Source organism: Microcoleus sp. FACHB-831, from assembly GCF_014695585.1.
In the GTDB taxonomy this organism is placed as follows: Bacteria; Cyanobacteriota; Cyanobacteriia; order Cyanobacteriales; family FACHB-T130; genus FACHB-831.
On the sequence record NZ_JACJON010000032.1, the window covers coordinates 64,135 to 90,512 of the forward strand.

Here is a 26,378-nt window from a genome sequence, read left to right on the forward strand (position 1 = left end):
ACAGACCGAAATTGCAGATTGCAGATTTAAAATTTTTTAGTACAAGCCCCTAGTTTCTTAACCCCTACTCAAGATTAAGCGGAAATTGAAGGATAAATTGAGTCAGGTTTTGGCTGCTCTCAACCCAAATCGATCCGCTCATGTGTTCGACTAGCTTTTTTACCAGTGCCAGACCTAAACCCGTGCCACCATGTTTCCAGGGGTCATTGTTAGGGATGCGGTAGAACTTATCGAAGATGCGATCGCGTTCTATTTCAGGAATTTCGGCACCTGAATTACTGACTTCAATTTGCAAACAGGGGATATTGCGACGGTTACTATCTACCGCAAAGCGGGCTGAAACGCTAATTGTTTCTCCGGCTGGAGTATACTTGCAAGCATTTTGGAGTAACTCTGTAAGCACTCGCCCCAGATAAGTAAGATCCGCCATAAAGGGTGGCAAGTCTTCTTGAACCCAAACTTTCAAGTATTGCTCTTGATTAGAGGTACGGTGAATAAAAGGTTCCACGACATGAGGGAGCCAAAAATGGAGATGAATAGGAGACAGATTTAAGGGGGCTGTACTGGCATCAGTGTGAGCCAGCTCCAACAGGGTATCTATCAAGTCAAGCTCTTGTTGACTTTCGGTTTGCAGGATTTGAAAGTACTGACCGATAGGATTTGTATGCTCGAATACTCCCAGAGGAAGCAAACAAATTTCTAACATCTCAAGTGCCATCTTCATACTGGACATCGGTGTCCGGAGTTCGTGGGAGATGGTACTTAGGAAATCGTTCTTGAGTTGATTCAGACGTTTTAGTTCTTGGACTTGAAGTTGAGCGGCCTGATACAGACGAGATTGGCGCAGAGCGATCGCACAATGATTGGCAACTTGTTGTACCAACCGAATTTCTAAATTACTAAAAGTTTCTTCCTTTTGCCTGAACAAACATAGATTGCCTAAAACCCCCCGATCGTCATAAATAGGGCAAGCAAGAATTGCTAACTGCTTGGGATTATGCAGCAATCCATGCGAAATAATTGAACACAATTGCAAAACTTCCCCCTGCATGGGAACGGAGGCAATGACAGGAATAACAGAAGTAATTTTCACAGCTTGCCCAGGCGCCAAAGTCAGGCTTTGGTTGTATTCATAGGCAACGATCGGTTGCGTCTGGTGTGAATTATATATTTCAACATCACAATATTCGATTGCCAACTCAACGCCTAACTCTTGCACTGCGGCTTGCAGGATCTGTTCCTCATCCAAGCTGTCACGAACTTTGTCTGCAATCCGCTGTAGTAAGGACTCAAAATTAAGCGCTTGTTGTAGTTGGGCTGTTCGCTGCTGAACTTGTTCTTCCAGCTTCGCATTCAGTTCCAATAATTCTGCCTGCTTGGACTCTAATGCTATCTGAGCTTGCTGCAACCTAGCGTTAGCCTGGTTCTCGGCCAAAATGGCGGCTTGTGCATCTTTCTTTGCCTGAAGAAGCTCATCTTCATACCGAACTCGCTGACGCACAAGTACAAAGATACATTCATTAATGAAAACGCCTGAACGTTCCTGGCGCACTGCATTCACCAGTACGGGTAGGGTATTGCCCTGTTTATGCCTGAGTGAGATGTATATCTCTTCCACCTTGCCATGTAGCTTGAGCAATGGAAAGAAATGGGTTTGATAGAAGATGCGACCAGCTATCGGCAAAATCGAGTCAATACGTTGCCCCCGCAGTTCGTCTAGTTCATACCCAAGTAATTGCAGCAGCGTAGCATTTACAACGACAATTTTGCCATCGTCTGTAAACGTGAGAAAACCGCAAGGTACGGTGTTTAGTAGTTCATCTAGGTGATAAATGTCTCCTGATTTAAAGCACTCAGGTTGCATGGGCAGCTGTCAAATATTCTTTGATGAAATGGATACTTTCCTTGGGATGGCTCATGTGCGGGCAATGCCCGGTAGCCGTAATGATTTGTAGCGTGCTTTCAGGCAAGTGGCGGTGCAGGTAATGACCTACCTCGAGCGAAGCGATCGCATCTTCTGAGCATTGCAAAATCAGGGATGGAACGGTCACTTTCGGCAAGTCGCAGCGGTTATCGGAAAAGAAAGTAACTTCAGCAAACTGACGAGCAACTACTGGATCGGTTGAACAAAAGCTAGTCTCAAGCTCATTTATAAGCTCAGGACGCTCCTCATTCTTCATGATGACCGGGGCAAAAAAACTTGCCCACCCAATGTAATTTTTCTCCATAATATCCAGCAGCTCTTCAATTTCTGGGCGCTCAAACCCTCCCCAATAATCGGGTAAGTCATTGATATAGCAAGGGGAGGGAGCAACAAGAATCAGGCGCTCGAAGCGATGGGGAGCTTGAATGGATGCCAAAATGCCAATCATGCTACTAACCGAATGGCCGACGAAAATCACATTCGTCAAATCCAATGCCTCGCAAATATCAAGGATATCTTTAACATACCCATTAATATCGCTGTACCGCTCAACGCTATAAGCATTCAGGTCTGATTTTCCAGACCCAACATAATCAAATAAGACAATTTTGTAATCATCCTCAAAGTCTGGCGTTAAAAAACGCCACATATTCTGGTCACAGCCAAACCCATGAGCAAACAGCATCGGCTGTGTGCCTCGACCGAATAAGGTTACATTATTTCGTAAAATAATTTCTGAAACCATGAGAAATTACGCAAAGGCGCTAAATATAGAGTAGGAGTCATAAAGTCTCTTGCAAATTAGCTTCCCTAGATAGGTTGCTAAAACTGCAAAAATGATAAAAATCAGGACATAACTATTGCATCCAACATCCTGATGAATTCATGATATCGCAAACTCTATGTGGCAAACGCTGCAAGCGCCGTTTTGGAGTGCAGAAAAATACATTTAAGCAAATGGTCAACGCGCTCAAACCTCTACGTGAGAGAGGTTTCTCAACCAGGTTCCAAGCCCAAGTTAGGCATTGAGTATCGCATCTTGGTCGCTCTAGAATATTGCCCTTGATTATCGCACCAACTTCCACATTGGCAGCAGTTGGGGAGTGAGTGGAGCAACAGGAAAGTCGCATCGTGCATTCGGTTGAGGGCGTTGCTGAATTGCTAATGATTTAGATAACTCAGAAGCTGATTTTATCGTGCCAAAAACATGACTTTTCAGCAACGCCCAACAAAAATTCAGGCGATCGCGCCTAGCCTGATTCAAACCGCCGCTAGACTTGCTTCGCGCAGTTTTTCCACCCAACTATGCAGATTCCCGCTGTTGAGACGATAACTCAGGGGATGGGCAATCAGCCGCGACGTACTCACATACAGAGTATCAATCTCCACCAACCCATTCTCTCGCAGCGTGCGACCCGTCGAAACCAAGTCTACAATCGCCTCAGACATCCCCGTAATCGGCCCCAATTCAACAGAACCATACAAAGGCACAATCTCTACAGGCAAATCCAGGCTGTGAAAGTACTCGCGGGCGCAACGCACAAATTTAGAGGCAACTCGACAGTTTGGCGGCAATTCCACTGCGGAACGATAAGGGCTAGAATCGCGTACCGCTACCGACATCCGACATTTGCCAAACTGCAAATCTGCTAATTGTGCAACTTGCGGCGCCTTCTCCCGCAGCACGTCGTAACCGACAATTCCTAGCTGCGCTTGTCCGTATTCTACATAAACTGGCACGTCATGCGCTCTTACCAGCAAAGCTTTAGCCGTCTTAGTCGGGTCCTCAATTTGCAATTGGCGCGTTCCTGAGTCTAGAAAAGCGCTGAAGTCCAATCCTACTGTTTTAAACAGGCGGATGCTATCTGTCAAAAGTGCGCCCTTGGGTAATGCAACTGTAATCATGGGGCAAGTTAAGCGATTTTGGATTTTAGATTTTGGATTTTAGATTGTAAAACAAAAGCACCAAAAGTATTTGGTTATTTTAAATAAGGTAATCTTTAAATAAACCTAAGTAGGTAAACGAAATTAAACATATCACCAGTATTGTTATGAATAAATTGTTACTGATATTCGTTTTCTTCTTACTGAGTTTCAACATAGCGATCGCCAACGCCCAAACGTTCGCGCCACCAACAGCATACCGCTCTCTCGACATTATTGACGGAGCCGGGTTGTACAAAACCCAACTCGCTGATGGTAATGAAGCCTACTTGCAAGCAATCGACTTACGAAAAATGCACGTAGACCAAATTATTGGCGATGTAGAAAAAATGGGTTTGGGCGAGGGTAAATATTATCGCGTTAATGGGAATTCCAACAGCCCTTATTTTCCGATGCAACTATTTTCCGATGTAGAGAATCAGTACAAAACACTTTACGGCAAACAAGTGTTCTCAATAATGAACTGTGCTTTCTTTGAAGAATACAAAGCCAGTACGCAATTAGCCTTCCCGCTTAAAGTTAACGGTCAATTAATTACCGCAGGAAGCAGTCCGTATGGCCCTTTTAGCGGGGCAGCAAATGATTACTACAAAAATATAAAACTCAAAGCACTCGTGTGGAACGATAACACTGCTTATATTACTGATTATGACCCTAAATCGGGTTTCCCCCTCACTAAACCAAGCGTCAAAAATGCTCTCGTAAGCTATCGCTATAGCGATCATCCTGCTAAAATTTTGGGTAAAGACCAGGCAAATAAATACCACGTCATCGGGACATTAAACAAAGATAAAACTCCCGGCGATGAATTAATTTTAATACTAACTGTTAATAAAACTACGTTAGATGAAGCAGCAGAATTACTCCGTAAATTAGGCGTGAAAGGAGATATTTTAACCAGCGATGGTGGTAGTTCTACGTTTATTACCAATCCCCGTACTGGTAATTTGCTCGTACCGCAACCAGTCAATATGAAAGATAACCCCAATGCCAATAAATTACCGCATTATCTAGGATTCCGCAAAAAAGGAGTCTCTAAATAACCAGCAAAAAATTTATGCTCAACCTCACTCTTCGGTTAACCCCTGGCAAGTTTAGAACAGAGAAAGTTGTTGGAAAATATACAGTTAAAGTATTAATTACTAGGCAAATTAAGGTCTAACTGGTAGTTACTTTCTTTAACGCCTTCTGGCAAACTTAACTGAATATAGTATTCACCTCTTAAAGGCATCTTTCCTTCCCATTGTTGTACTTGCTTGGCTTGGAAGTTAAGCAGTTCTCGATTGGGTGCTAAGATGGTCATCGCTGCTTTGCCTGCACTCAGGGAAGCCCTGAATTGCTGGCCTTCTTCAATAAAAATAATGTAGTTAATCAGTTGATTAACTTTCAATTGACCTTGCTTTGATGTTCTTTCTCCTCTTAATAAAGTTACGCGATCGCTCTGGGTAACTTGTGGCGAGATGGGAGTTGGAGTTAAAGTAGGCGTTGGTACAATAGTTTCACTGATAGGACTGACAGTTGGTGCGATGGATTCTGGAGATAATGCAGTAGTTGGAGCGATCGCCGCTTTGCGAGATAGTTTTACTCGATTCGTATTAAACATCGAGCCTAGCAAAACAACGGGACCAATGCTAATAAATAATACTACTCCGCCAACAATAGTAGCTAAAGCCCAAGGGTTATTCCAAATAGGATTTCTAGTAGGTTGACGGGTAACAGTTGGACGGCGAGTTGTACTTGCACTGCGGGTTGGTGTCGTCTGCGTTTTAATCTGTTGTTGAAAAACAGTTGGATGTTCTGATGTACCCACTAAACCGTGAAGCGATCGCAAAGCTTGCAAAACTTCTGTTGCTGATTGGTAGCGATTATTAGGTCTGGCACTCATCATCCGATTCAACAAATTGGAAAAATGCAGGCTGAGGGTGGGAAGCCACTGATGCCAGCGCCAAGTCATTGTCGATTGATCTAATAATTCCTGCGGCTTTTTACCAGTCATCAACACAACTGTTGTTACTGCTAAAGCATAAATATCGCTATTAGGATAAACTTGGCCAGTCCGCAGTTGTTCGTCTGGTGAATAGCCAATTTTCCCCATAGTAGTTCCTTGGGGAGCTTCTTCAGATGCTTGCAAATTAGCAACGCCTTCCTTTACCGCACCAAAATCAATCAATACAGGCAAGCGATCGCTCTCCCTCAAAATAATATTTTCTGGTGAAATATCCCTATGTATAATTCCCTTGCTGTGGATATGCTCTAATACTGGCAACATGTCCTGCAAAAACTTCACCGCTTCCGCTTCTGAAAAGGTAGTATCCTCCTCTAAACGCTCGTCCAGCAAAACCCTATAAGTCTTACCTTCAACATAATCCTGCACGAAAAACAGCCGCTTACCCTGTTCAAATGTCGCCCGGAATTTAGGAATTTGGGGATGGTCAATCTTATAAAGAACCTCCGCCTCTCGCTGGAAGAGTTCCTTTGTTTTGTTTAAAACGTACTCACCTGCTTGCGTGGGTACGAGATATTCTTTAATAACGCAAATTTCGTTAAAGCGATCTCTGTCTTGCGCTAAGTAGGTGCGCCCAAACCCCCCCTGGCCGAGAGATTTGGTTAATCGATAGCGGTTTTGCAGGATAACCCCAGGCGGAATTGGTGGTTGCATGGTAGGCTCATTGCTTCTAGTTAACTCGGAACGAGTTGCACCCTTTTCAAACCCTAACTGGACAACGGTCTTAGACTAATACTTCCCTATCAAAGACGAAAACAAGTCAGCCCCACTAAAAATTTAATAGCATTATGCTACCTTTGGATAGTTTTTTTGTTGATACTTGGGGCGATTGAGGTGTTGTAAGGTCAATATATTTCGCTTTAACGCCACTTTTAGCGTATATATCAATAAGTTTGCCAGTTACAACTTGTTTGCATGCATTCCGAGCAAATTGGTGTTATAAGATACCATTACGCCAGTCTCAGGATACTGTTTCTGGTTATTCAAGGTGAGGGAATAAGAAGCTAACAAGCTTGATATCAAACCAGGTAAAGCTGCTTTTGGCAAACAGAAAAATCGCATAAGGCAGGTACTAATGTGGGTATGGGGGTAAATGTAATTTAGTGCGATACCCTTGACCCTGCGGCTTTTATGTCTAAAAAATAAATATTATGCGAATTCTTCTGGTTGATGATGAAATTGAACTAACTGAACCGCTGACTCGCGTGTTAACCAGTGAAGGCTACAGCGTCGATGTGGTTTATGATGGTGCTGCTGGGAGCCAGATGGCAGCAGTTGGGGGTTATGACCTGCTGATTCTGGATTGGATGTTACCGCATCAGACGGGCTTGGAGATTTGCCAGCAGATGCGATCGCGCGGCGATACCACACCAGTATTATTTCTCACCGCCAAAGACACCATAGATGACCGCGTAAGGGGACTAGACGCTGGTGCTGATGATTATCTAGTTAAGCCTTTTGAATTGAGAGAGTTACTAGCGCGAGTCCGCGCTAGGGTGCGTCGTCCAAGTGCGTTACAAGAAACCCGCAATTTACATCCGTTAATGCGTATAGCTGATTTGGAATTGGATTGTGAAAATCAGCTTGCTTATCGTCAAGGACGGATGATTCAACTATCTGAAAAAGAATGCCAATTGTTGGAATATTTTATGCGTAATGCTGGCAGTTTGCTAACTCACGCGCAAATTTACCAAGAACTTTGGGGAGATAACGAGCAACCTAGCAGCAATGTTTTGGCGGCTTTAATTCGTTTGCTGCGCCGCAAAATTGAGGTAAATGGTGAAACGCCTCTAATTCACACCGTATACGGTAAAGGATACCGTTTTGGCGAAAACGCTTGAATTTTTAAATAGCTCAGGACTTACGCAGATCTTCTATCTGTAGCCCGGCAATGCCCACCTTACTACTAAATAAATGGATCTAATTATTTGTAGGACGGGTTTCGCTTAGGCTCTACCCATCAAACCCATGTCAATGTTGGGTTTCATTCCTGGAGCAAACGTTTTTGCTGATTTGTCAGCTTTAGGGGTTGAAGAGCGGTCCTTCGATGTAAACTCCATCGGGCAAAGTGACTTGCCAGAAAAAAGCTTGTTGAAAAGTAAAGAAACCTCTGACATCAGCTTTGGAAAAGTCAACTTTGATAATAGTCGCAAATTCGAGATCCACGTTGCTGAAATCAGCCCCATCAACGTTATATTCAGCCATTGTGACGCCGTACATATTGGCTCCAGTGAAATCAGCACATCTACAACCACCTTGCAAGAAACTTGCTCCAGTCAGATTGGCATCACGCAGACTAGACAACGAGAGAGCAGATCTACCCAACATAGTACCGACAGCAATGACTCCTTCCAAATTAGCTTCCCTCAGATCGCTTTGAGTCAAAGTAGCACCGCTCAAGATTGCTCCACTCAGATTAGCCTCTCTCAAATTCGTGAACGTCAAGTCAGAACCACTAAGGTTGATACCCCGCAAGTCAGCACCGTGAAGATCGATTTTATACAATCTGCGTTCAGAGTCGGCTCTAAATTTGATGGCGGAGAAGTTTCTTTCCCCAGCAGCATACCTACTCAACAACTCTTCTTTAGTGATTTGAATCATATATATAGCGAGCCTAAATAATTCGTGAAGGCAAGATACCCGACTTCTTGGAGAAGTCGGGTATCTTAAGGGCTTGGTATTAAAAGCAGCCGATAAATTTGGGGTTTTTAAGTTTAATGTTTGAGTGAAATATTTACTTAAATTACTATTTTAAAAGTAATAAATCAAAGGTATAAACATAATCTGAACAAAGTTTTGAATAATAAAATTTTAATTAAAAATTGAAAACGCTTACCATAAATGGGCGTAGCAGTGAAGATGGTCAAACGGCTGGCAGCGCATTAGGATCGAATGTAGAGCCACTTTCCGGATAATTGATATAGGAGATAGCCGTGAACCAGAACAACCCTAAGATATTGCAGTTTAACTTATCTGGCCTCGGCTTTTGGGTAGCCCTGGTAGCGATCGCGTGGTTGCTGGGGGCAATTGGCTTGGGCTGGTTAGTTAAGTCTTTTGTTATTATCGTCGGCTTGATCGTTATTACACCAGCGATCGCATTGATAGGATTTCGGTTTTGGGTAAAACGCAACTTGGTTGAAGACGATTGTCCTGTTTGCGGTTATGAGTTTACTGGTTTTAACCGCACCGAGTTCCAGTGTCCTAGCTGCAAAGAACCCCTAAAAGCCGATAAAAATCATTTTGTCCGCCTTACCCCTCCCGGTACTATTGACGTTCAAGCCGTTGAGGTATCAGCAAAACAGATTGAAGATTAATAAATTGCTGGTTCATTGTTCATTGGCAAATGGCTATTAACGATGAACCACGAACAATGACTGCTTGCTTATCTCTTTTGAGTAATAGAAAGGGTGAAAGGATGTTGGCCGCCAGAGCGATCGCCTATAAAAATCTTATAAGTACCCGCAGGCCAAACTCCTGACATTTCTGGGTTTTCTCCCGAAGCTTTATCTGCTAGAACGCAGAAGCGTCCCCCCGGCCCCTCAACCACCATTGTAGGTTGACCCTCTGCTTTAACGCTGAACCGCATATAGTCTATTTGTCCCTGCGTTACCTTAATAACTTGGTTTGGTGTTGAGCCAATGTTGCCGCAATTAGTTTTGTTTGTCCCCCCAGATGTACCGCTAACAACGATTGGTTCGGTCTGGGAACTACGCGCTAGTTCTAGAACTGGCGCATTGCTGCTAGCAACACCAGCGCTAGTTAATATCGTAGCTAAGGCGGTGGGAACAACCATCCAGTACTTGCCTGTCTTCATATTGTCGCTCACCGTGTTTGTTGAATCTCTCAATCCTATTGTCCTCAATTGCGATACACCCCTGGGGGATACGTGTTCCTCTATCCCAAGTGTCATATCTATTTTGGTAGATTTTAGATTTTGAATTGCACTGATGCAAGGTCTTATTTTGTCAAATAGCGGGCTAAACGAAACCGACCTTCGCTAAGATTGCAGATGAAACAGCACACTAGACAGCAACTTTTTGGCTAGATGCCATTTTGCGCCTCCGCATGGGAAATAAAACAGATGAATAATCCAGAAAATCGCGACTGGGAGCGTAAACTCCAAGAACTAGAAAAGGAAATCGATAAAACTCCTACAGGAGCCAGAATCCAGCCAGGACAACCGCTATCTACTCAAGCCGAACCCTCGGAATTAAACCCATCGCTGCTATTGAACAAAATCGTTACATGGTTTAACGGTCTATCAAGTGGCGGTAGAATTGTGGCGATCGCGGTTGGAGCAATCGTTGGTTTTGCCGTCCTGAGAACTGTTTTCCAACTTGTCGCCTCCTTAATTAGTCTGGCCGTCTTAGGCGTGTTAGTCTATGCAGGGTACAAGTTCTGGATAGCTAAAGAACGTCGCAACTAGCATATGCGTTGGTAGCTGTCCGGCGATCGCGCGATCGCTACTAGCGCACAAACGCTACGGTGACGATGAACTATAGACTATGGACTATGGATAGCTGCATCGTCTAAAGTCTAAATTCTATGGATCGCCCTAGCGTAAAAAAATCTACAGATAAAAAAAGCAAGCCGTTGCCAAAGGGACTTTACAAACTGCCACTTTTCAGCAGGCGCATCGCGGCATGGGCAGTGGAAATTTCGTTGGTAGCAGCCAGTACTGCGGTTCCTTTCAGCATTGGGGTTTATGCTCAGTCAAACTCAGGAGCCGCTCCTGTTCCCCTCAACCCAATGGTAGCGACTACAGGGGAGGCGATCGCTAAAACCCTAGCTCTACCCCTGCGCGAAACTAATCGACAAGTCCCCCCACTCACCAATTTATTCTGGTGCGGAGCGCTGCTTGCACCCCTCGCGGTTACTTCCTGGCAACTATATTTACTAGGCAAAACTGGTCAAACTACGCCTAAGCGGTGGTTTGCCGTGCGGGTAGTAAAAGCGTCTGGAGAAAACCCCGGTATAATTCGTGCAATTTGGCGAGAGCTAGTAGGTCGCTGGGGAGTGCCACTGGGAGTAGCTTATACGATCTGGCGCTACAGCGGTGCATTCCCGGATGGGGGAATATTGCTGGGACTAGCAGGCTTGATGATAGTGGGCGAGAATGCGATCGCTCTGTTAAGCAGACAGCGGCGATCGCTGCACGACCAAATCGCCGGAACCTATGTCCTGGGCGTCGCTCGTCGTAACTTGAATTCCAACTCACACCCGCCGCAACGACCGCTCTCTGAAGGTCAACCAGTCCGTCTAGAGGTGCAAAACACCTGGACGGAACCAGACCCCGAAACCGACAACAACCGACGACGCGAAAGCGTTACTACCATCATCCTCACAGCACTACCAAGCTGGAGATACCTGACCTTGTGGCACTGGATGCGCGAACATCCAGGTATCACTCTGCTGATAGTAGCTATTGCCGGAATGACTTCCGTGTTAGGAACCTTTGTCGGTACGCAAATCTACATTCAAGGTCAGGCAAATCGGCGGGTGTTTAAGCAGCAGGACAACGAAGTATTTCTCGCCTTAGTCAGACAATTAAGTGCCATTTCCCCCAATGCAGTGGAAGAACGCCGGGGAGCTATGCTGGCGCTGGCTAGACTTGACGACCCCCGCGCCATTCCCTTCTTGGTGGATTTGTTGGGTCAGGAAAAAAGGGATGGGTTAATAGATGCGATTCAGCAATCTTTGGTGAGTAGCGGTCCCAAAGCTTTACCCTACTTGCAACGCTTGAATCAATCTCTGCGAAATGACAAAGAGGCGCTGCGGAGTAGGGGAATACCGCAGGAGCAGAATTTGATCGCCTTACGACAAAGAGCAACCCAGAGAGCGATCGCCAAAATTCTCACGATCTACACCAGTCAAGTCCATAAAGCCAATCTCAGCCGTATAGACCTGGGTGCAACTACCACTGGCCCAGTTCAATTTACCTTGGTTTTAGACAAAACTGACTTATCCGGAATTAACTTCAAAGGAGCCATCCTCAGCAATGCCAGCTTGCGTGGTAGTCGCTTCTATGCTGCTGGTGAAGACAGGCGTTTTGGTACTTTCGACGATTGGATTAGCGACCTCTCAGGTGCAGAACTCAAGGAAGCTAACCTTACTGGGGCAATTTTGAGCCAGGTAGCCATGACTCGCACCAACCTAACGCGAGCCATCCTCAACCGAGCCGACTTGTCAAATGCGATCCTGACAGGAGCCAACCTCAGCAGTAGCTCTTTAATTGCTGCGAATTTAAGGAGTGCCAATCTAGAAAATGCCAGCCTGACTGGTGCAGATTTAGCAAATGCGAATTTTTCAACTGCGAACCTGCATAGCGCTAGACTCGCACAGGTAAGCGCAATTGGCGCTCAGTTTTCCTTTGCCGACTTAACGCAATCCAACTGGCAAGGCGCAGATATGACGGGAGCCAATTTGAGTGCTGCCAAGTTGCAAGGAGCCGACTTCAGTTCTACCAAGCTGATGAATGCCAATCTCGCTCAAGCTCAGTTGCAAAATGCCAACTTGCGCTCTGCCGATCTAAGCGCCGCAGATTTGCGCGGTGCAAACGTGGATGGAGCCGATTTCCAGGGTGCGAACTTTGCTGCTGCTTTACAAACCCAGTCCGATCAATTTCTGCAAGCGCCACCTCCTGCGGCAAGTGCTGCACGCATCAAAGGCGTTAATTTTGCTAAAGCGAAAAATTTAGATGCAAGAGCTATTAGTTTTATCTGCGATCGCGGAGGTCGTCATCCTCAATGTCGATAGGTGCATCAAAAGGTAAAAGAAAGAGGAATTTTCTAGCTTCCCTTTTGATTTCTGCCTTTTTACTTTCTCTAGGGTAAGACTAGGGGCTGAAATTAAGCTAAAATCGCGTTCAAAACCTAAGCATTCAGCTAGGTGGGCGTGAGGAGGAAAAAATGAAGCGTTTTAAAAATTTGGTGTCAGGAGTTGGCGCGACGGCTTTGAAACTAAGAAATAAAAACTTAAAAATTATTTCTTTGGTATGTAGCCTTTTACCTTTTGCCTTTTGCCAGCCTGCGTTTGCTCAGGCTGCATATGGCAGTTATGTTGGTGTAGGTGCCACCTATGGCACGAATAGAGATGCGAATGGAGAAGGTCGTCAAGTGGGTGGAGTCCTTACCGCACGCTATAAACTCTTAGAAGTTCCCCTGTCTCTGCGTGCCACTGCTTTGATCGGCTCTAGTCCTGCGATCGTGCCCACTGTTTCTTATGATGTTCCTATCAATTGGCAAATGGATGCCTATTTGGGCGCAGGCGTTGCTTTTGCTAACAGCGATAAACCTTCGCCTGTAGGTAACAAAACCAGCTTTGCGCTCCAACCTGGAATTGATTACATTATTCCTAACAGTAATACTGTAATTTTTGGCAATGCTATTATTGCTTTTGATGCCTACCGTAATGGTGGAGGTACTGCTGTTTCTGTACAAGGCGGACTTGGTTTCAGATTCTAAAGGTCATTGTTCATTGTTGATCGATCGTTGCTCATGGCGATGAAACATGAACAATGAACTATAGCCATTTTATTTTTATTTTCCTAGAACTTTTTAAGTAACCGCAAAGGGCGCAAAGAAGGACAAAAAGCTAATTTTACAACTCATTTAAGATTGTTATAGCGGTTCTTGCTTAAATGAGGTACGCGCTAAAATTTTCAAGGCTTGATTGGACGGGATTTGGCGGACTTCACTTGTGTGAAAACCTCTATGAATGATTCTAAAGGTAGTGAAAATTCCGCAATAATAGGGTCAAAAGTTACTAGATAAATTCCGCTATTTTCAGGATTGTATGTGTCAATAAATTACTTATATTCATGGGATAGAAATTTTTTTAATGTTGACCAGAACGTTCTTTAGTAGGGTTAGCATTTTTTGTATGTAAAGTTTTGTATCGACATTCAATATTTCTATATTTTCTCTACCTTCGGTTGGATGTTTAAGTTAAAAGATGTATCAAAATGAATAGGTATGACCCATTTCCTGCACATTCCACCTCTTTAATCCAGAGATAAGGTGATTTTAAACAAGATAGTAGTGAATAGTGAAGTGTAGGGAATACCATTGAGTTAACTAGAAATCGCGATTTTTGTAATACGACAATCGAGGTTGTTTGATTCAATAACTCAGACGAGTGTTAATTATTAACCTTAGCCAAACTGTATTGAAAGTGGCTGATTGTATAAGTTAGGTATGAATAAAACCATAGTTAGTGGTTAATATCTGCTTAACTATGCTGAGATTTAGGAATGTAGTACCCAATAGTAGATGCACTGTACGACATCACCTCTTTGACATTCATATCTAGTCTTAAAACATAAGGTTTGAAAACTGTGTAGACGCTCCCCGGCTTGTCTTTAGACATCGGGTATTCAGCAATTTTTTAACCAAAATAGATTATAGGATGCAGAATTTATGACCATTTTTCCTTCTAAGACAAAGGTTTCAGATGTCGAAAACGGTAAATCTGCCCCACTTAGTCCTGAAGAACTACGTCAGATAAATGCTTACTGGCGTGCCTGCAACTATCTAGCTATAGGGATGATTTATTTACGTGACAATCCACTGCTAAAAGAACCCCTAAAGCCCGAACACGTTAAGCATCGCCTGTTAGGGCATTGGGGTACAAGTCCCGGTTTGAGCTTTATCTACGTCCATCTCAACCGTTTAATCAAGAAATATGACTTGGACGTGATTTACATGGCAGGCCCCGGTCATGGCGCTCCGGGCATCCTTGGGCCTGCATACTTAGAAGGAACCTATTCCGAGGTTTATCCTGATAAAAGCGAGGACGAGGAAGGTCTGCTCAAGTTTTTCAAGCAGTTCTCCTTTCCTGGTGGAATTGGCAGCCATTGCACGCCTGAAACTCCTGGCTCGATTCACGAAGGCGGTGAGTTAGGCTACAGCCTCTCCCACGCTTACGGGGCTGCTTTCGATAACCCGGATCTAATTGTGACAGCAGTTGTTGGTGACGGTGAAGCAGAAACAGGCCCTCTGGCAACAGCTTGGCACTCCAATAAATTTATCAATCCAATTCGGGATGGTGCCGTTTTGCCTGTCTTGCACCTGAACGGCTACAAGATTGCTAACCCAACCATCCTATCCCGCATTAGCCATGAGGAAATAGAGGACTTATTCAAGGGCTATGGCTACACGCCTTACTTTGTAGAAGGGGATGACCCAACGCAAGTACACCAGGTGATGGCAGCAACCCTAGAAAAAATTGTTCTGGAAATAAAAAAAATTCAAACTGAAGCCAGGACTTCGGGTGTTGCGAGGCGTCCTCGTTGGCCCATGATTATCCTCCGCACCCCCAAAGGATGGACTGCTCCAGCAGAGATAGACGGTCATAAAGTAGAGGGATTTTGGCGATCGCATCAGGTACCAATGGCAGATGTAACTACGAATCCTGCCCACCTGGAGATTCTAGAAAACTGGATGAAAAGCTACAAACCAGAGGAATTATTTGATGAGCATGGCAGTCTGATTCCGGAACTCAAAAAGCTGGCTCCTACTGGTCATCGTCGGATCAGTGCCAATCCCGTTGCTAACGGTGGACTTCTGCGTAAGCCATTGCGCCTACCCGACTTCCGCAACTATGCTGTTGAGGTAGCCAAGCCCGGTGCAGTTGAGGCTGAAAACACTAAGCCTCTAGGGAACTTCCTGCGAGATATCATGCGTAATAACATGACTAATTTCCGCATATTCGGGCCAGATGAAACCGCCTCCAATCGACTCAATGCTGTCTACGAAGTCAGCAAGAAGGTCTGGTTGGCAGATATCCTCCCTGAAGATGCAGATGGCAGTGAACTATCTACTGATGGGCGGGTGATGGAAATGCTCAGCGAACACACCCTGTTAGGCTGGCTGGAAGGCTATCTTTTATCTGGGCGGCATGGTTTCTTCCACACCTACGAAGCTTTTGCTCACGTTATTGATTCCATGTTCAACCAGCATGCCAAGTGGCTGGAAATAAGCAAAAATGAGGTTCCCTGGCGATCGCCGATTTCTTCAGAGAATATCTTGCTATCCTCTACTGTTTGGCGTCAAGACCACAACGGCTTTAGCCACCAAGATCCAGGCTTCATAGATTTGGTTACTAATAAGAGTGCTGAAGTTACCCGGATTTATCTGCCTCCCGACGCTAACTGTCTACTTTCTGTAGCCGATCATTGCCTGCGTAGCACCAACTACGTCAATGTCATCGTTGCAGATAAGCAAAAACACCTCCTGTTTCTCAACATAGAACAAGCGATCGCGCATTGCACCAAAGGCATCGGCATCTGGGAATGGGCAAGCAACGACCATCATGGGCAAGAACCCGATCTTCCTGATGTTGTTATGGCATCTTGCGGAGATGTTGTGACTATGGAAGCCTTAGCTGCAACTGCCATCTTAAGAGATGAGTTCCCCGATCTAAAGGTACGGTTTATTAATGTTGTTGACTTGTACAAGTTGCAACCAGATACAGAACATCCACATGGACTCTCAGACTGGGATTTCGATAGTCTTTTTACCACAGATAAGCCTGTTATTTTCAATTTTCACGGCTATCCTTGGCTGATTCACAAACTTGCTTACCGTCGCACTAACCATGAAAATATCCATGTGCGCGGCTACAAGGAAAAAGGCAACATTAACACACCACTTGAGTTAGCGATTAACAACCAAGTTGATCGGTTCAATCTGGTGATTGACGTGATTGACCGGGTTCCTAAGCTGGGTTCTGCTGCTGTCTATGTTAGAGAACGCATGAAGAACGAAATTATTGACAACCGGAATTATGCTCACGCTCACGGTACAGATAAGCCAGAAATTGTCCACTGGAAGTGGCCTTACTAAGTTGATTTGAGTTCAGGACTTACGCAAAAGAATTCTTCGTTGTCTATGCGTAAGTCCTAGTCATATAGAAATCGAAGTCCTGCGCTTGCGACAAATCAAAAACTTTTTCACATCCTTTTATGTTTTCAAGGAATGCCGATGTTGCTCATGGGAGATGAGGTCAGGCGATCGCAGCAGGGCAATAATAATAGTTACTGCCAAGACAATGAACTGAGTGAGTTTGACTGGAGCAGTATCGAAAAACACAAGGATTTATTGCGCTTTATCCGAGGACTGATTCACTTCACCTAATCCTTAAAAATCTTTCGGCAAAAAAACTTCTCAGTGTTACTTATGGCAGTTATGAGCCGCACATCGTCTGGCATTCACGTTTGGGTAGTGGAGAGGGCTGGCACCAAATTGTACCCTTAATTGCAGATCAAGAATATCAAGCTGAGGGGCGATCAGTAGTGTTGCTGATGGTGCGTTCACTGCTCTTATACTAACCGTGACTGTACTCTCATTCAAAATTAGTGAATACGATGAAAACATTGATCGTGAATGCAGGCTCCAGTAGCCAAAAAAGCTGCCTTTATGAGATTGTTGGTGATGCACTTCCCAACCATCCTCCTCAGCCTCTGTGGGAAGGCCAAATTGATTGGACTCACAGACAGGGGTTGGCAGAACTGAAGGTTAAAACAGCTTCAGGGGCTATTCTCAAAGAAGAGTTACAGCTAGAGTCTCGCCCCGCAGTGCTTGCTCATTTGCTCAAAACACTTTGGAGTGGAAACACTCAAGTAATCGAGCAACCAGAGGCAATTGATGTTGTCGGGCATCGCGTAGTGCATGGAGGTCTGGAATATCAGCAGAGTACTATTATTAACTCTGAGGTCAAAGAGGCGATCGCTCGTCTTGCCACCCTTGCCCCGGCTCATAATCCTGCTAATCTCGAAGGAGTCGAGGTCTGCGAGCAAATTTTGGGAAAAGTGCCCCAAGTGGCTGTATTTGATACTGCCTTTCACGCCCAAATTCCAGAGGCTGCGGCAATATACCCTGGCCCTTACGAGTGGGTAGAGCAGGGCATCCGTCGCTATGGCTTTCACGGCATTAGTCATCAATATTGTGCTGAACGCACAGCTCAGATTCTGGGTCGAGATTTGCTATCTCTGCGGTTAATTACTTGTCATTTAGGTAATGGTTGTTCTCTAGCAGCGATTCGTAACGGTCGTAGTGTTGACACGACGATGGGGTTTACACCATTAGAAGGATTAATGATGGGTAGTCGCTCAGGATCTGTTGATCCTGGCATTTTGATTTATTTACTACGACAGTATAATTACTCGGCTGACAAACTAGATGAACTGCTTAATAAAGAATCTGGGTTGCAGGGAGTATCTGGTGTGTCGAGCGATCTACGGCAGATTCTAGAAGCCATCGCCTCTGGCAACCACAGAGCGCAACTAGCGGTAGATATCTACCTACATCGCCTGCGGTCTGGTATTGGTGCTATGCTCGCTAATTTGGGAGGGCTAGATGCTCTAGTTTTTACAGCAGGAGTGGGTGAAAATGCGGCATTAATTCGGGAAGCTGCTTGTACTGCCTTTGAATTTTTGGGGCTGAAACTCGATCCACAAAAAAATACTCCATCACCATTTGATCGGGAAATTACAACGCCTGATTCAGCAGTACGGGTTTTGGTCATTCATACTCAAGAAGATTGGGCGATCGCGTGCGAGTGCTGGCAACTTCTTTGAAAAACTGGTGTAGACGTTGCAAATCGAAGGGATGATGCAGATTTTGCTGTTAGCAGACCAAGGTTATCCAAATGAAGCGATCGCATTGATGTTAATGATAGTAAATCAACAGTATATACAACTTTTGATCCAAGTGAAGCTAGAAGAATTATTAATCGTTTAAAGTTTCATTACACTCCAAAGCATGGTAATTGGATTGTATCAATATAGCGTTGTTGGTTAAATGAGGTATACGCTAAAGTTTTAAATGCTTTACTGGCCTAAATCTTGGTGTATTTAACTTGTGTGAGAACCGCTAGATATGAGCAATTAATTTCTAAAATTAAGCGATCTAATTCGTTTTGGCGGCCAGTAAATTTTATAAGCTTTGCCTACAATATTCTGACTGGGGAGAAATCCCCAAACATGGGAATCTAAGCTGTTGTTGCGGTTGTCTCCCATAACAAAATACGATGAACCTGGTACGGCTTCCTCTTCCCATTGATAAGCTGGGGGTTCGGCAATATAATGTTCGCGGAGGGGTTGGTCATTGATATAAACGACACCGTTGCTAACTCGCACAAATTGACCAGGTTCGCCTATTACCCGCTTGATAAAAAAATGTTTGGTTTGATTAGTTACATCCTTATCTAAAATTTGAGCGGCTAAGGGTTCTTCAAATACAATTAAATCGCCTCGCTTTGGTAGGTAATAATTTGATTTCCTAACTAATATTTTGTCTCCTACCTGGAGGGTAGGCTGCATTGAGTTACTGGGAATTGAAAAAATATCAATTTGTCGTGAAAGCCAACTAGGAAAATAACTAATAGTTAGTCTAAAGGCCAGCGTTAATCCAACAATAATTAGGATAATATGCTGCTTGGAAATGGTGTGTTGTCGCGGAAAAGTAATATAGGCATGGTAACAAGCGATCGCGGCGATCGCTGCTGCAAATATAAGTAGTTGCGAAAACGTAGCGGCGACGGAAAAACACAATGTTGTTAAAAATAAAAAAATTGCACCGCTAACAATTTTTTTAATATAAAGTTGGCCTAAACCTGGCAGAATAAACGATAACAAAACTGCAAACCAAGGATCTTTGTTGATGACAGGGATAAGTTCGCGTTGGCTTTGCTCTATGCGTTTATTTACACAGTCGCGGGCATCAAATAAACTGAAAAGATAAATAAATAAAATAGGCAATAAACAGACGCCACCGACAACAGTGTTACCAGTAGCACTGAATAACGACCAGGCAGCGATCGCAATCATTACCGCCTGCATCAACATTAAAAACATTCCTCTTAACCTCTCTCCGGCATATATTTGACCGATGCCAGGAAAAAATAGCGAGAGATTTACAGCCAACCAGGGTTCTTTAGGCATCATCAACATTTAAGTAGATGGCAAATGTGGCAAGGCAAGGCAAAACCCAGAGTGTTGCTTTTTGTGTTTTACCTTCTACCTTCTACCTTACACAATGCCCTATGCCCTATGCCCCATTTCCCATTGCCTATTACAAGTTTTATTAACCCTAGCTGCGGCGGTGGACTAGAGTGGCAGTTGCTTGGTCTGTGGGCACTAATAGAATTTCGCTGATATTGACGTGGGCTGGTCGAGTAACGCAGAAGAACACCACATCAGCAATATCTTCTGGTGTCAAAGGCGTCAAACCCTGATAAACCTTATTAGCGCGATCGCTATCGCCGTGAAACCGCACGTTACTAAATTCTGTTTCTACTAAACCAGGATCTACTGAAGTCACGCGCACTGGCGTTCCTAGCAAATCTTGCTTCAATCCTTCAGTAATAGCTCTAACTGCGGCTTTGGAACCACAGTAAACATTGCCGCCTGGGTAAGTTTGATGACCAGCGATTGAGCCAAGGTTGACTACATGACCTCTACCGCGACTGACCATTCCTGGTACTATGTGGCGGGTCATATAAAGCAAGCCTTTGATATTAGTATCGATCATTTCTTCCCAGTCTTGAATGCTGCCTTCGTGGAGTTTATCTAAACCGCGACTTAGGCCAGCATTATTAATTAGAACGTCTACATCAGACCAAGATGGGGGTAGAGAAGAAATGGCAGATTCTACTTGCTCGCGATCGCGCACATCCATCTGCAACAAATGCATCTCGTTGTTAAACTCTTTACCAAGCTTGGCGGCAAGTTCTTCGAGGCGATCGCGGCGTCTAGCAGCTAGAATTAGTTTCGCGCCAGACGAGGCAAAAATATTGGCGCAAGCTGCACCAATGCCACTACTCGCCCCTGTGATAAAGACGATTTGATTTTGGATGGATGTGTTTTTGCTCATAGGTAATGGGTAATCGGTAATGAGAAGACAACCGAATGGGGGTAAGCAAGTCAAAAGCATTCCCAGGCAGGGCCTGGGAACGAGGGCAAAGAATTAATTACCAAGTGCCAATTACCAACTACCAAGTTATTTTAATACTTGCAGGCGTTGGGTAATCATCGTCATGCCGTCAGCCCGCAATAAGACAGCGGAAATCCAGTAATTGCCTTGTTTAGCAGGAGCTTTACCCATCTTGAAGATGCCGCCAGATGAGAGTAACTCCAGATCGAAATTACTGGGTTTGAGATAGCGATCGCTCTGTACGGGTTCTTCTAGTGCCGAACCCAGCAGCAGATCGTCGCCTAGAGGTTCTTTGACAATCGCATCAAAGCTATACTCCTGACCGCTGCGAACCTGCTGCGGTAACTTGATTTCTACTTCTGGAGGTTTTGCCCCAGAAGTAAGCTGGGTGCGCTCTGTGAGAATATCTTGGCGGACAATTTTTGTGCCTTCAAAAAGTTGGCGCGATCGCACGCTTGACTCAAGTTTCGTGTCCTTGCCATCCACTAACTGGCTTCCAGCGATCCGAGTCACCGTTTCGGCGACAAAACCATTAGCCCCGGGTTCCCACGACTGGAGTTCTGTACGATAGGTCAGCTTTGGGTAACGCTTCCACAGTTCGCTTAAAGCCTTTTCTACCGAAGGGCGAGTTAAGCCGTCGGAGTGGCTAAAATTCGGGCTGTAGAACTGCATCACCGACTGGACGTTTTTGCTATTAGCAGCGGCATCAATTTGCGTCAGGGTGTTTTTGAGCTGGGATGGTGCTTTATCCGGACTTTCTGCCCGGACGTTAGTGGTTATTAAGACACAGCTACACCCAACCATTAAACTGAGGATGGGTGCAATGAATCGCGCAGAGTGGGTTACAGGGTTACGCATCGGTGATAATCAGCTATCAGCAGACTTTAGGCTTTAAACTTCACTTTAGACAATAGAGCTATCCATGTCTGTAGTCCATAGTTCATAGAGTATAGTCGCTAATCCGCTTATCCACAGTGATTTTGGAATACAGCCAAGGGTAATTTGGAGAACTAACACGATGTCGAACGCATCAAAAAAATTGCTAATAGCGGCGAGTGGCACGGGGGGGCATCTATTTCCGGCGATCGCACTAGCCCAACAACTGCCAGACTACAAAATTGAGTGGTTGGGCGTCCCCAACCGACTAGAAACCCAGCTTGTACCAAAGGAGTATCCCCTCCACGCTATTGAGGTGGAAGGATTTCAACAACGCTTTGGACTGGGAACGTTGGGCATTTTGCTGCGGCTGACTGGTTCAATCCGCTATGTGCGCGAACTGCTAAAAGAAGGACAATTTGATGGATTGTTCAGCACGGGGGGCTACATTGCCGCACCAGCAATTATTGCGGCGCGATCGCTAGGCTTGCCTGCGATTATGCACGAATCCAACGCCCTCCCCGGCAAAGTGACCCGCTGGCTGAGTCCTTGGTGTACTAAAGTGGCTATCGGTTTTGAATATGCGGCACACTATCTACCCCGTACCGGAACGGTGTATGTAGGGACTCCGGTGCGATCGCAGTTTCTTTCACCGCAAAAACTAGATCTGCCAATTCCTGACGACGCCTTTTTGATTGCGATCGCAGGTGGTTCTCAAGGCGCGGTTGCCGTCAATCAATTAGTAAGACAATGCGCCCCAGCTTGGATAGAAGCAGGTGCGTGGATTGTCCACCAGACAGGAGATAACGACCCAGAAGCCCAAAGTTTCCAACACCCGCATTATTTTTCCCTACCTTTCTATAGCAACATGGCGGGACTGCTGCAAAGAGCTAATTTAGCAATTAGCCGCGCTGGGGCTGGAACGCTTACGGAACTTGCAGTAACGAAGACTCCTGCAATTTTGATTCCTTATCCTTTTGCTGCTGAAGATCACCAAGTTTATAATGCCCAAATGTTTGCCTCGACTGAGGCAGCTTTGGTTTTCCGGCAATCGGAAATAACACCCGAATTGTTAGAAACTAAGGTGCTGAACTTAATGCGATCGCCAGCACAAGTTGCACAAATGGCCCAACGCACTGGGGCGCTAGCAGTTACCGACAGCGCCGAACGTCTGGCACAAATGGTACGTGAAATGCTTGCTTAAGTGGCGCTATGTTCGGTCACGCGATGGCATTTATAAATCGTTCGACCGACCTACTGTATGGGGTTCGCGATTAGTTTTGGGGGAACGCATAGGCTGTTCGCGTTTGCGGGTTAAACCACCCAGACCAGCCAAACCTAGCAAGCCTAACCACCCCAAATTAAAATCGCGATCGCGTTGTGTTTGTGTTTCCACAACATCATTCTGAAGGGGAGCTACGTCTGTATTAGGTCGCTGAGTAGGAGTATCTGTATTTTGAGCAGAAGCAGGAAGGCTTAAAGACAAAATGGCCAAATTCGCTGCAAAAACTCCAGAGAATAAAACTTTAGACAATTGGGAGCGATTCATAATTCATCCTCTATGTTCTTTCTCCCTTAAAGCTATCGGCTGGCGCTAGGAACAAAATCAATCTGTAGCTGTAAACTCACAGGATAAACCGTATTACTGTAGGGATAGAAACCTTGTGGGTGATACTATTGCGGTATATTACTGCAAGGGTTTTTCTATATGAAATTTAAATTTATTGCCACAGTTGTATTGCTAGCCTCAAGCGGGTTCGTGGCTCCGGCTGAGGCTCAAAATCGTGAGAACATTTCGCCGATACAGCCATCTGCTCAAACTCAACCAAGTAGCGATCGCGTTCTGCAAGCTTGTTCCCGCGACGCTGCTGATACTCTACCCAGCCCATTTATCGATGTGTCGCCTAACGACTGGGCGTTTAAAGATGTACTGAGTATATATTACTGCGGTGCTTATAGAGGCTCGATTCCTCCAGATAAGGCTAGAGAGTTGCAACAACAATCTAGCAACCAAAATCGACAAGTTTAAACTGTAACGGATATTGGTGATTTTATACTTTAGAATAATTTTAAATTCCAAAGTTTAAAATCTCATACTTTTCAATTTTTTATTGGCGATCGCTAACTTTACCAGGGCTATTATTATGCGTGGTTTCACTCCTGCTATTTATTTTTTGGTTGCGATCGCTGTCTCGTCTTTAAGCTACATAGCTAATGCCAACCCAAGCACTACGGCTTCTACAAAAAATAGCGATACTTCAACCGATATTTTTACCCCCCAACTAGAGCAAATTAGAAACAGCCTGTCTCCAGGGTGGGTGATGCGCTTGCCATCTCAGCGTTCGATAGGGGATAAATTAAATGCTCAAAGTAGCAAATACATTCTTGGCGTCTATCCTTCAACGCCGGAAGCTGGTTTAACAGTTAGCATTTTTAGTTGCAAAGAGCAACAATCCTCTTGTTTAGTCGGCAGTTTTGTCGCCGCTGCCAAAGATTCAATTAATGCTCAAAATGAATTAAAAAAACATCAGGCGGCAGCTACGCCGATTACTCTAGCTAATAATGATAAGGGATATTTATTGGAGGGGATAAAACAACAGCCCGTATCTAGTTTTTCATCGGTGATGTGGGAGCAAGATAACCAAATATATACAGTCAGGTTCCCAAGCGAGTTGCGCCAGGATATCCTTTATATGGCTTATTCGATGAGCCGCGAAGTACCAATTGAAAGCGCGATCGCATTACAAAAAATACCTTTAGAAAATTCAGTTACAGTAAATAAAGGTGTAGAACCTGAGCCAAAAACTGAAGAAGTAACTATAAAATATTCTGGTAATTCTGTAGATAAAAGTATTGGAGAAAATGCAGCGCGATCGCCAAACCTTATTATCGCCCAAAATGAGCGCTTAGATAGCCAACCCTCGGATAAAAATGATTTAGCTAATCCTACCCCAACAAGTGTTTTACAAAATCGTCAGCCTATCCTAACAACAGCAAACCAATTGCGACAAGGTGAGGTTTTAACTAACGTCCGCTACCGCCAATCTTTCCCATCAGGAAAGTCTAGCGATGTTGGTTTGACTGGTCAACCAACTTTAGGATTTACTTGGGGTGTAACTAACAACCTGGAGCTTACTTTAGAGGGACAAACAGTTGATAACTCAGGCCCGCGTCGCCAAGGGCCTTTCATTGCACAAAGGATAGATAGATTGGGGAATGGCCCCAACTTTTTTCAAGAAATTACCTTACAGGCAAAGCACAGAATTTGGCAGAATGAGGAAGGGACACAAGCTATCAGCGGTGTAGTTGCTACTTCAATAGGAAATGCAAAACGCCCTTACACTTTTTCTGGCCCTGCTGCGTCAAGCGTAAAAAATGAGGGAGTAGTTACTTCGCTAGAGTTGCCTTATACAATCGCACCGGATGAGCGTTTGCAGTTGACTTTTTCACCAAAAATTGCATTTTTACCAGAAAGTAATGCTTTATATTTTAATCGTCCTCCAATCGCCAATCCTGGTTCTTTTGGTACTACCTTTGGCTTGGCAGGAGGTGTTAGCTATCGCATCAATCCAAGGCTGATATTATGGGGAGATGCATTTGTTCCGGTAACAGGTAATAACACAATTAGCCGCGAGACGGGATTGCCTGCTCGAACTATTGCTTTTAATGCAGGAATGCGGTACTTAGTCAATCCTAGATTGTCTACAGATTTATTTGTTTCTAATACTTTAGGTAATACAGGTGCTTTGTCTGTAGTAGCCGATAGAGCTTTGGCTTCTGTGGGTTTAGGCGTTACGTTTTTACCAGGAATTACCGGAGCCAATCGCCGCTACTCTCAACATTTTGATTCCACTCAGCAGCCACCTCCTAATACTCCGGCTGGATTTGCTTTGTTAGATGGCGGTAATGTTCCTAGCCAACAGATGCGCGTGACTTTGCAAGCAGGCGGACAGGGGATATTAAGTGGAATTAGATACGGAATTTTAGATGATTTGGAAATTGGGGCTTTTCTAGATAGTATTCCCGGCACTATAGATGAATCTGAGTTAGGATTTAGCGGAAAAATACGATTTTTGCATCAAGCAGATGGCGACCCGCTTACACTAAGCGGCGCGGTGACAATAGCACGTTCAAATAATGTGCTTGTAAATCTAATTAATAATAATCGCAATGAATTTAAAGAACAAGGTTTGAAGAAGGGTGGGTTTGCTTTTAGTAACGAAGAAGAGGGGGAATTGTTTATTGTCACTCTCTCTACGCCTATGAACTATCAATTTAAAGGTGGAAGTGCGCTATGGCTAACTCCTACTGTGGCATACGTGCAACGCAATGGATTGCAAATGGCGGGATTCAATGTAGGAGCCTCGGTTCCCGTAGTCAAAAACTTGGATGCGATCGCAGAAGCTGGTATAGACTTAAGCGGTAAGGGTAACGCTTTTATTGGCAATACTAGGGAGACAGTTATTCCCTGGATTTTAGGCTTGCGTTGGAATCCTTCCTCGGTTTTAGGTTTTTCAGATAGAAATATATTTTCTGGTTTGCAATTGGAAGCATACCTTACAAATCGTCTCGGTGCGACGCCTTTTCAAAGCCTAAGAGTAGCCGCCGATAATGAAACGACATTTGGCGTCGGCGTGGTGCTACCAATCAATCTTAGGTAATAGTTTTAGTTCAGATCCCCGACTTCTTGGAGAAG

25 protein-coding genes are annotated in these 26,378 nt (G+C 44.7%); 13 read left to right on the forward strand and 12 right to left on the reverse strand.

The annotated features are described in order from the left end of the window. Positions 1-64: 64 nt before the first annotated feature. The 4 genes from H6F77_RS06655 to hisG form a co-directional block, all read right to left on the reverse strand. Positions 65-1,864: a PAS domain-containing sensor histidine kinase gene (locus H6F77_RS06655; protein WP_190486573.1), complete on the reverse strand. Its 1,800-nt coding sequence runs from the start codon at positions 1,862-1,864 to the stop codon at positions 65-67. Further along, the gene (locus H6F77_RS06660) at positions 1,854-2,669 is read right to left on the reverse strand and encodes an alpha/beta fold hydrolase (protein ID WP_190486575.1); all 816 of its coding nucleotides are present in this window, start codon (positions 2,667-2,669) and stop codon (positions 1,854-1,856) included. Before H6F77_RS06660 ends, H6F77_RS06655 begins: the two co-directional genes overlap by 11 nt. 321 nt (positions 2,670-2,990) lie before the next feature. Next, positions 2,991-3,188, reverse strand: coding sequence for a hypothetical protein (locus H6F77_RS06665; protein WP_190486577.1), 198 nt, complete (start codon positions 3,186-3,188; stop codon positions 2,991-2,993). Further along, a complete protein-coding gene (hisG, locus tag H6F77_RS06670) occupies positions 3,185-3,829 on the reverse strand; it encodes an ATP phosphoribosyltransferase (RefSeq protein ID WP_190486579.1) in 645 nt (214 codons plus the stop codon). The genes H6F77_RS06665 and hisG overlap by 4 nt, the downstream gene beginning before the upstream one ends. Before the next feature lie 146 nt (positions 3,830-3,975). Here hisG and H6F77_RS06675 point away from each other — a divergent pair, with 146 nt between their 5' ends. Continuing rightward, on the forward strand, positions 3,976-4,911 hold the full coding sequence (locus tag H6F77_RS06675) for a hypothetical protein (RefSeq protein WP_190486580.1): 936 nt from the start codon (positions 3,976-3,978) through the stop codon (positions 4,909-4,911). Between the two features lie 92 nt (positions 4,912-5,003). Here the strand turns inward: H6F77_RS06675 and H6F77_RS06680 are convergent, their stop codons facing one another. Further along, positions 5,004-6,527, reverse strand: coding sequence for a serine/threonine-protein kinase (locus H6F77_RS06680; RefSeq protein WP_190486582.1), 1,524 nt, complete (start codon positions 6,525-6,527; stop codon positions 5,004-5,006). A gap of 497 nt (positions 6,528-7,024) precedes the next feature. On the opposite strand from H6F77_RS06680, the gene H6F77_RS06685 reads away from it, so the two are divergent. Continuing rightward, entirely contained in the window at positions 7,025-7,714 is a 690-nt protein-coding gene (locus tag H6F77_RS06685) for a response regulator transcription factor (protein WP_190486584.1), read from the forward strand. Positions 7,715-7,895: 181 nt separating this feature from the next. On the opposite strand, the gene H6F77_RS06690 is transcribed toward H6F77_RS06685, so the two are convergent. Then, positions 7,896-8,474, reverse strand: a complete 579-nt coding sequence (locus H6F77_RS06690) for a pentapeptide repeat-containing protein (protein WP_190486585.1) — start codon at positions 8,472-8,474, stop codon at positions 7,896-7,898. Positions 8,475-8,806: 332 nt separating this feature from the next. On the opposite strand from H6F77_RS06690, the gene H6F77_RS06695 reads away from it, so the two are divergent. After that, positions 8,807-9,187, forward strand: coding sequence for a hypothetical protein (locus H6F77_RS06695; protein ID WP_190486588.1), 381 nt, complete (start codon positions 8,807-8,809; stop codon positions 9,185-9,187). A 68-nt stretch (positions 9,188-9,255) separates the two neighbouring features. On the opposite strand, the gene H6F77_RS06700 is transcribed toward H6F77_RS06695, so the two are convergent. Next, positions 9,256-9,720 carry a hypothetical protein gene (locus tag H6F77_RS06700; protein ID WP_199321205.1) on the reverse strand — a complete coding sequence of 155 codons (465 nt, stop codon included), beginning with the start codon at positions 9,718-9,720 and terminating at the stop codon, positions 9,256-9,258. A 234-nt stretch (positions 9,721-9,954) separates the two neighbouring features. On the opposite strand from H6F77_RS06700, the gene H6F77_RS06705 reads away from it, so the two are divergent. The 3 genes from H6F77_RS06705 to H6F77_RS06715 all read left to right on the forward strand — a co-directional run bounded on the left by H6F77_RS06705 (position 9,955) and on the right by H6F77_RS06715 (position 13,336). Further along, a complete protein-coding gene (locus H6F77_RS06705; RefSeq protein ID WP_190486590.1) occupies positions 9,955-10,299 on the forward strand; it encodes a hypothetical protein in 345 nt (114 codons plus the stop codon). A gap of 119 nt (positions 10,300-10,418) precedes the next feature. Next, a complete protein-coding gene (locus H6F77_RS06710) occupies positions 10,419-12,629 on the forward strand; it encodes a pentapeptide repeat-containing protein (RefSeq protein ID WP_190486592.1) in 2,211 nt (736 codons plus the stop codon). Positions 12,630-12,781: 152 nt separating this feature from the next. Then, the gene (locus H6F77_RS06715) at positions 12,782-13,336 is read left to right on the forward strand and encodes a hypothetical protein (protein WP_199321206.1); all 555 of its coding nucleotides are present in this window, start codon (positions 12,782-12,784) and stop codon (positions 13,334-13,336) included. A 766-nt stretch (positions 13,337-14,102) separates the two neighbouring features. On the opposite strand, the gene H6F77_RS06720 is transcribed toward H6F77_RS06715, so the two are convergent. Then, positions 14,103-14,240 carry a hypothetical protein gene (locus tag H6F77_RS06720; RefSeq protein ID WP_190486595.1) on the reverse strand — a complete coding sequence of 46 codons (138 nt, stop codon included), beginning with the start codon at positions 14,238-14,240 and terminating at the stop codon, positions 14,103-14,105. Between the two features lie 50 nt (positions 14,241-14,290). Here H6F77_RS06720 and H6F77_RS06725 point away from each other — a divergent pair, with 50 nt between their 5' ends. The 4 genes from H6F77_RS06725 (at position 14,291) to H6F77_RS06740 (ending at position 18,613) form a co-directional block, all read left to right on the forward strand. Further along, a complete protein-coding gene (locus tag H6F77_RS06725) occupies positions 14,291-16,717 on the forward strand; it encodes a phosphoketolase family protein (protein WP_190486597.1) in 2,427 nt (808 codons plus the stop codon). Between the two features lie 132 nt (positions 16,718-16,849). Beyond that, entirely contained in the window at positions 16,850-17,008 is a 159-nt protein-coding gene (locus H6F77_RS06730; protein ID WP_190486599.1) for a hypothetical protein, read from the forward strand. Positions 17,009-17,238: 230 nt separating this feature from the next. Then, entirely contained in the window at positions 17,239-18,450 is a 1,212-nt protein-coding gene (locus tag H6F77_RS06735) for an acetate kinase (RefSeq protein ID WP_190486602.1), read from the forward strand. A gap of 16 nt (positions 18,451-18,466) precedes the next feature. Further along, complete coding sequence (locus H6F77_RS06740) at positions 18,467-18,613, forward strand: hypothetical protein (RefSeq protein WP_190486604.1); 147 nt, start codon at positions 18,467-18,469, stop codon at positions 18,611-18,613. 146 nt (positions 18,614-18,759) lie between these two features. Here the strand turns inward: H6F77_RS06740 and lepB are convergent, their stop codons facing one another. From lepB to H6F77_RS06755, 3 genes are all read right to left on the reverse strand, one after another. After that, complete coding sequence (gene lepB / locus H6F77_RS06745) at positions 18,760-19,818, reverse strand: signal peptidase I (protein WP_242021961.1); 1,059 nt, start codon at positions 19,816-19,818, stop codon at positions 18,760-18,762. Between the two features lie 145 nt (positions 19,819-19,963). Continuing rightward, a complete protein-coding gene (locus H6F77_RS06750) occupies positions 19,964-20,746 on the reverse strand; it encodes an SDR family oxidoreductase (protein ID WP_190486608.1) in 783 nt (260 codons plus the stop codon). Positions 20,747-20,872: 126 nt separating this feature from the next. Then, positions 20,873-21,664 (reverse strand): DUF8623 domain-containing protein, encoded by a 792-nt coding sequence (locus H6F77_RS06755; RefSeq protein WP_190486609.1) that lies wholly within the window; start codon positions 21,662-21,664, stop codon positions 20,873-20,875. A gap of 160 nt (positions 21,665-21,824) precedes the next feature. Here H6F77_RS06755 and murG point away from each other — a divergent pair, with 160 nt between their 5' ends. Further along, positions 21,825-22,886, forward strand: coding sequence for an undecaprenyldiphospho-muramoylpentapeptide beta-N-acetylglucosaminyltransferase (murG, locus tag H6F77_RS06760; RefSeq protein ID WP_190486611.1), 1,062 nt, complete (start codon positions 21,825-21,827; stop codon positions 22,884-22,886). 30 nt (positions 22,887-22,916) lie between these two features. Here the strand turns inward: murG and H6F77_RS06765 are convergent, their stop codons facing one another. Next, entirely contained in the window at positions 22,917-23,231 is a 315-nt protein-coding gene (locus tag H6F77_RS06765; RefSeq protein ID WP_190486613.1) for a WGxxGxxG family protein, read from the reverse strand. A gap of 159 nt (positions 23,232-23,390) precedes the next feature. Here H6F77_RS06765 and H6F77_RS06770 point away from each other — a divergent pair, with 159 nt between their 5' ends. Continuing rightward, positions 23,391-23,711: an S-layer protein gene (locus tag H6F77_RS06770; RefSeq protein WP_190486615.1), complete on the forward strand. Its 321-nt coding sequence runs from the start codon at positions 23,391-23,393 to the stop codon at positions 23,709-23,711. A 115-nt stretch (positions 23,712-23,826) separates the two neighbouring features. Next, positions 23,827-26,343 (forward strand): hypothetical protein, encoded by a 2,517-nt coding sequence (locus tag H6F77_RS06775; protein ID WP_190486617.1) that lies wholly within the window; start codon positions 23,827-23,829, stop codon positions 26,341-26,343. Positions 26,344-26,378: the final 35 nt, after the last annotated feature.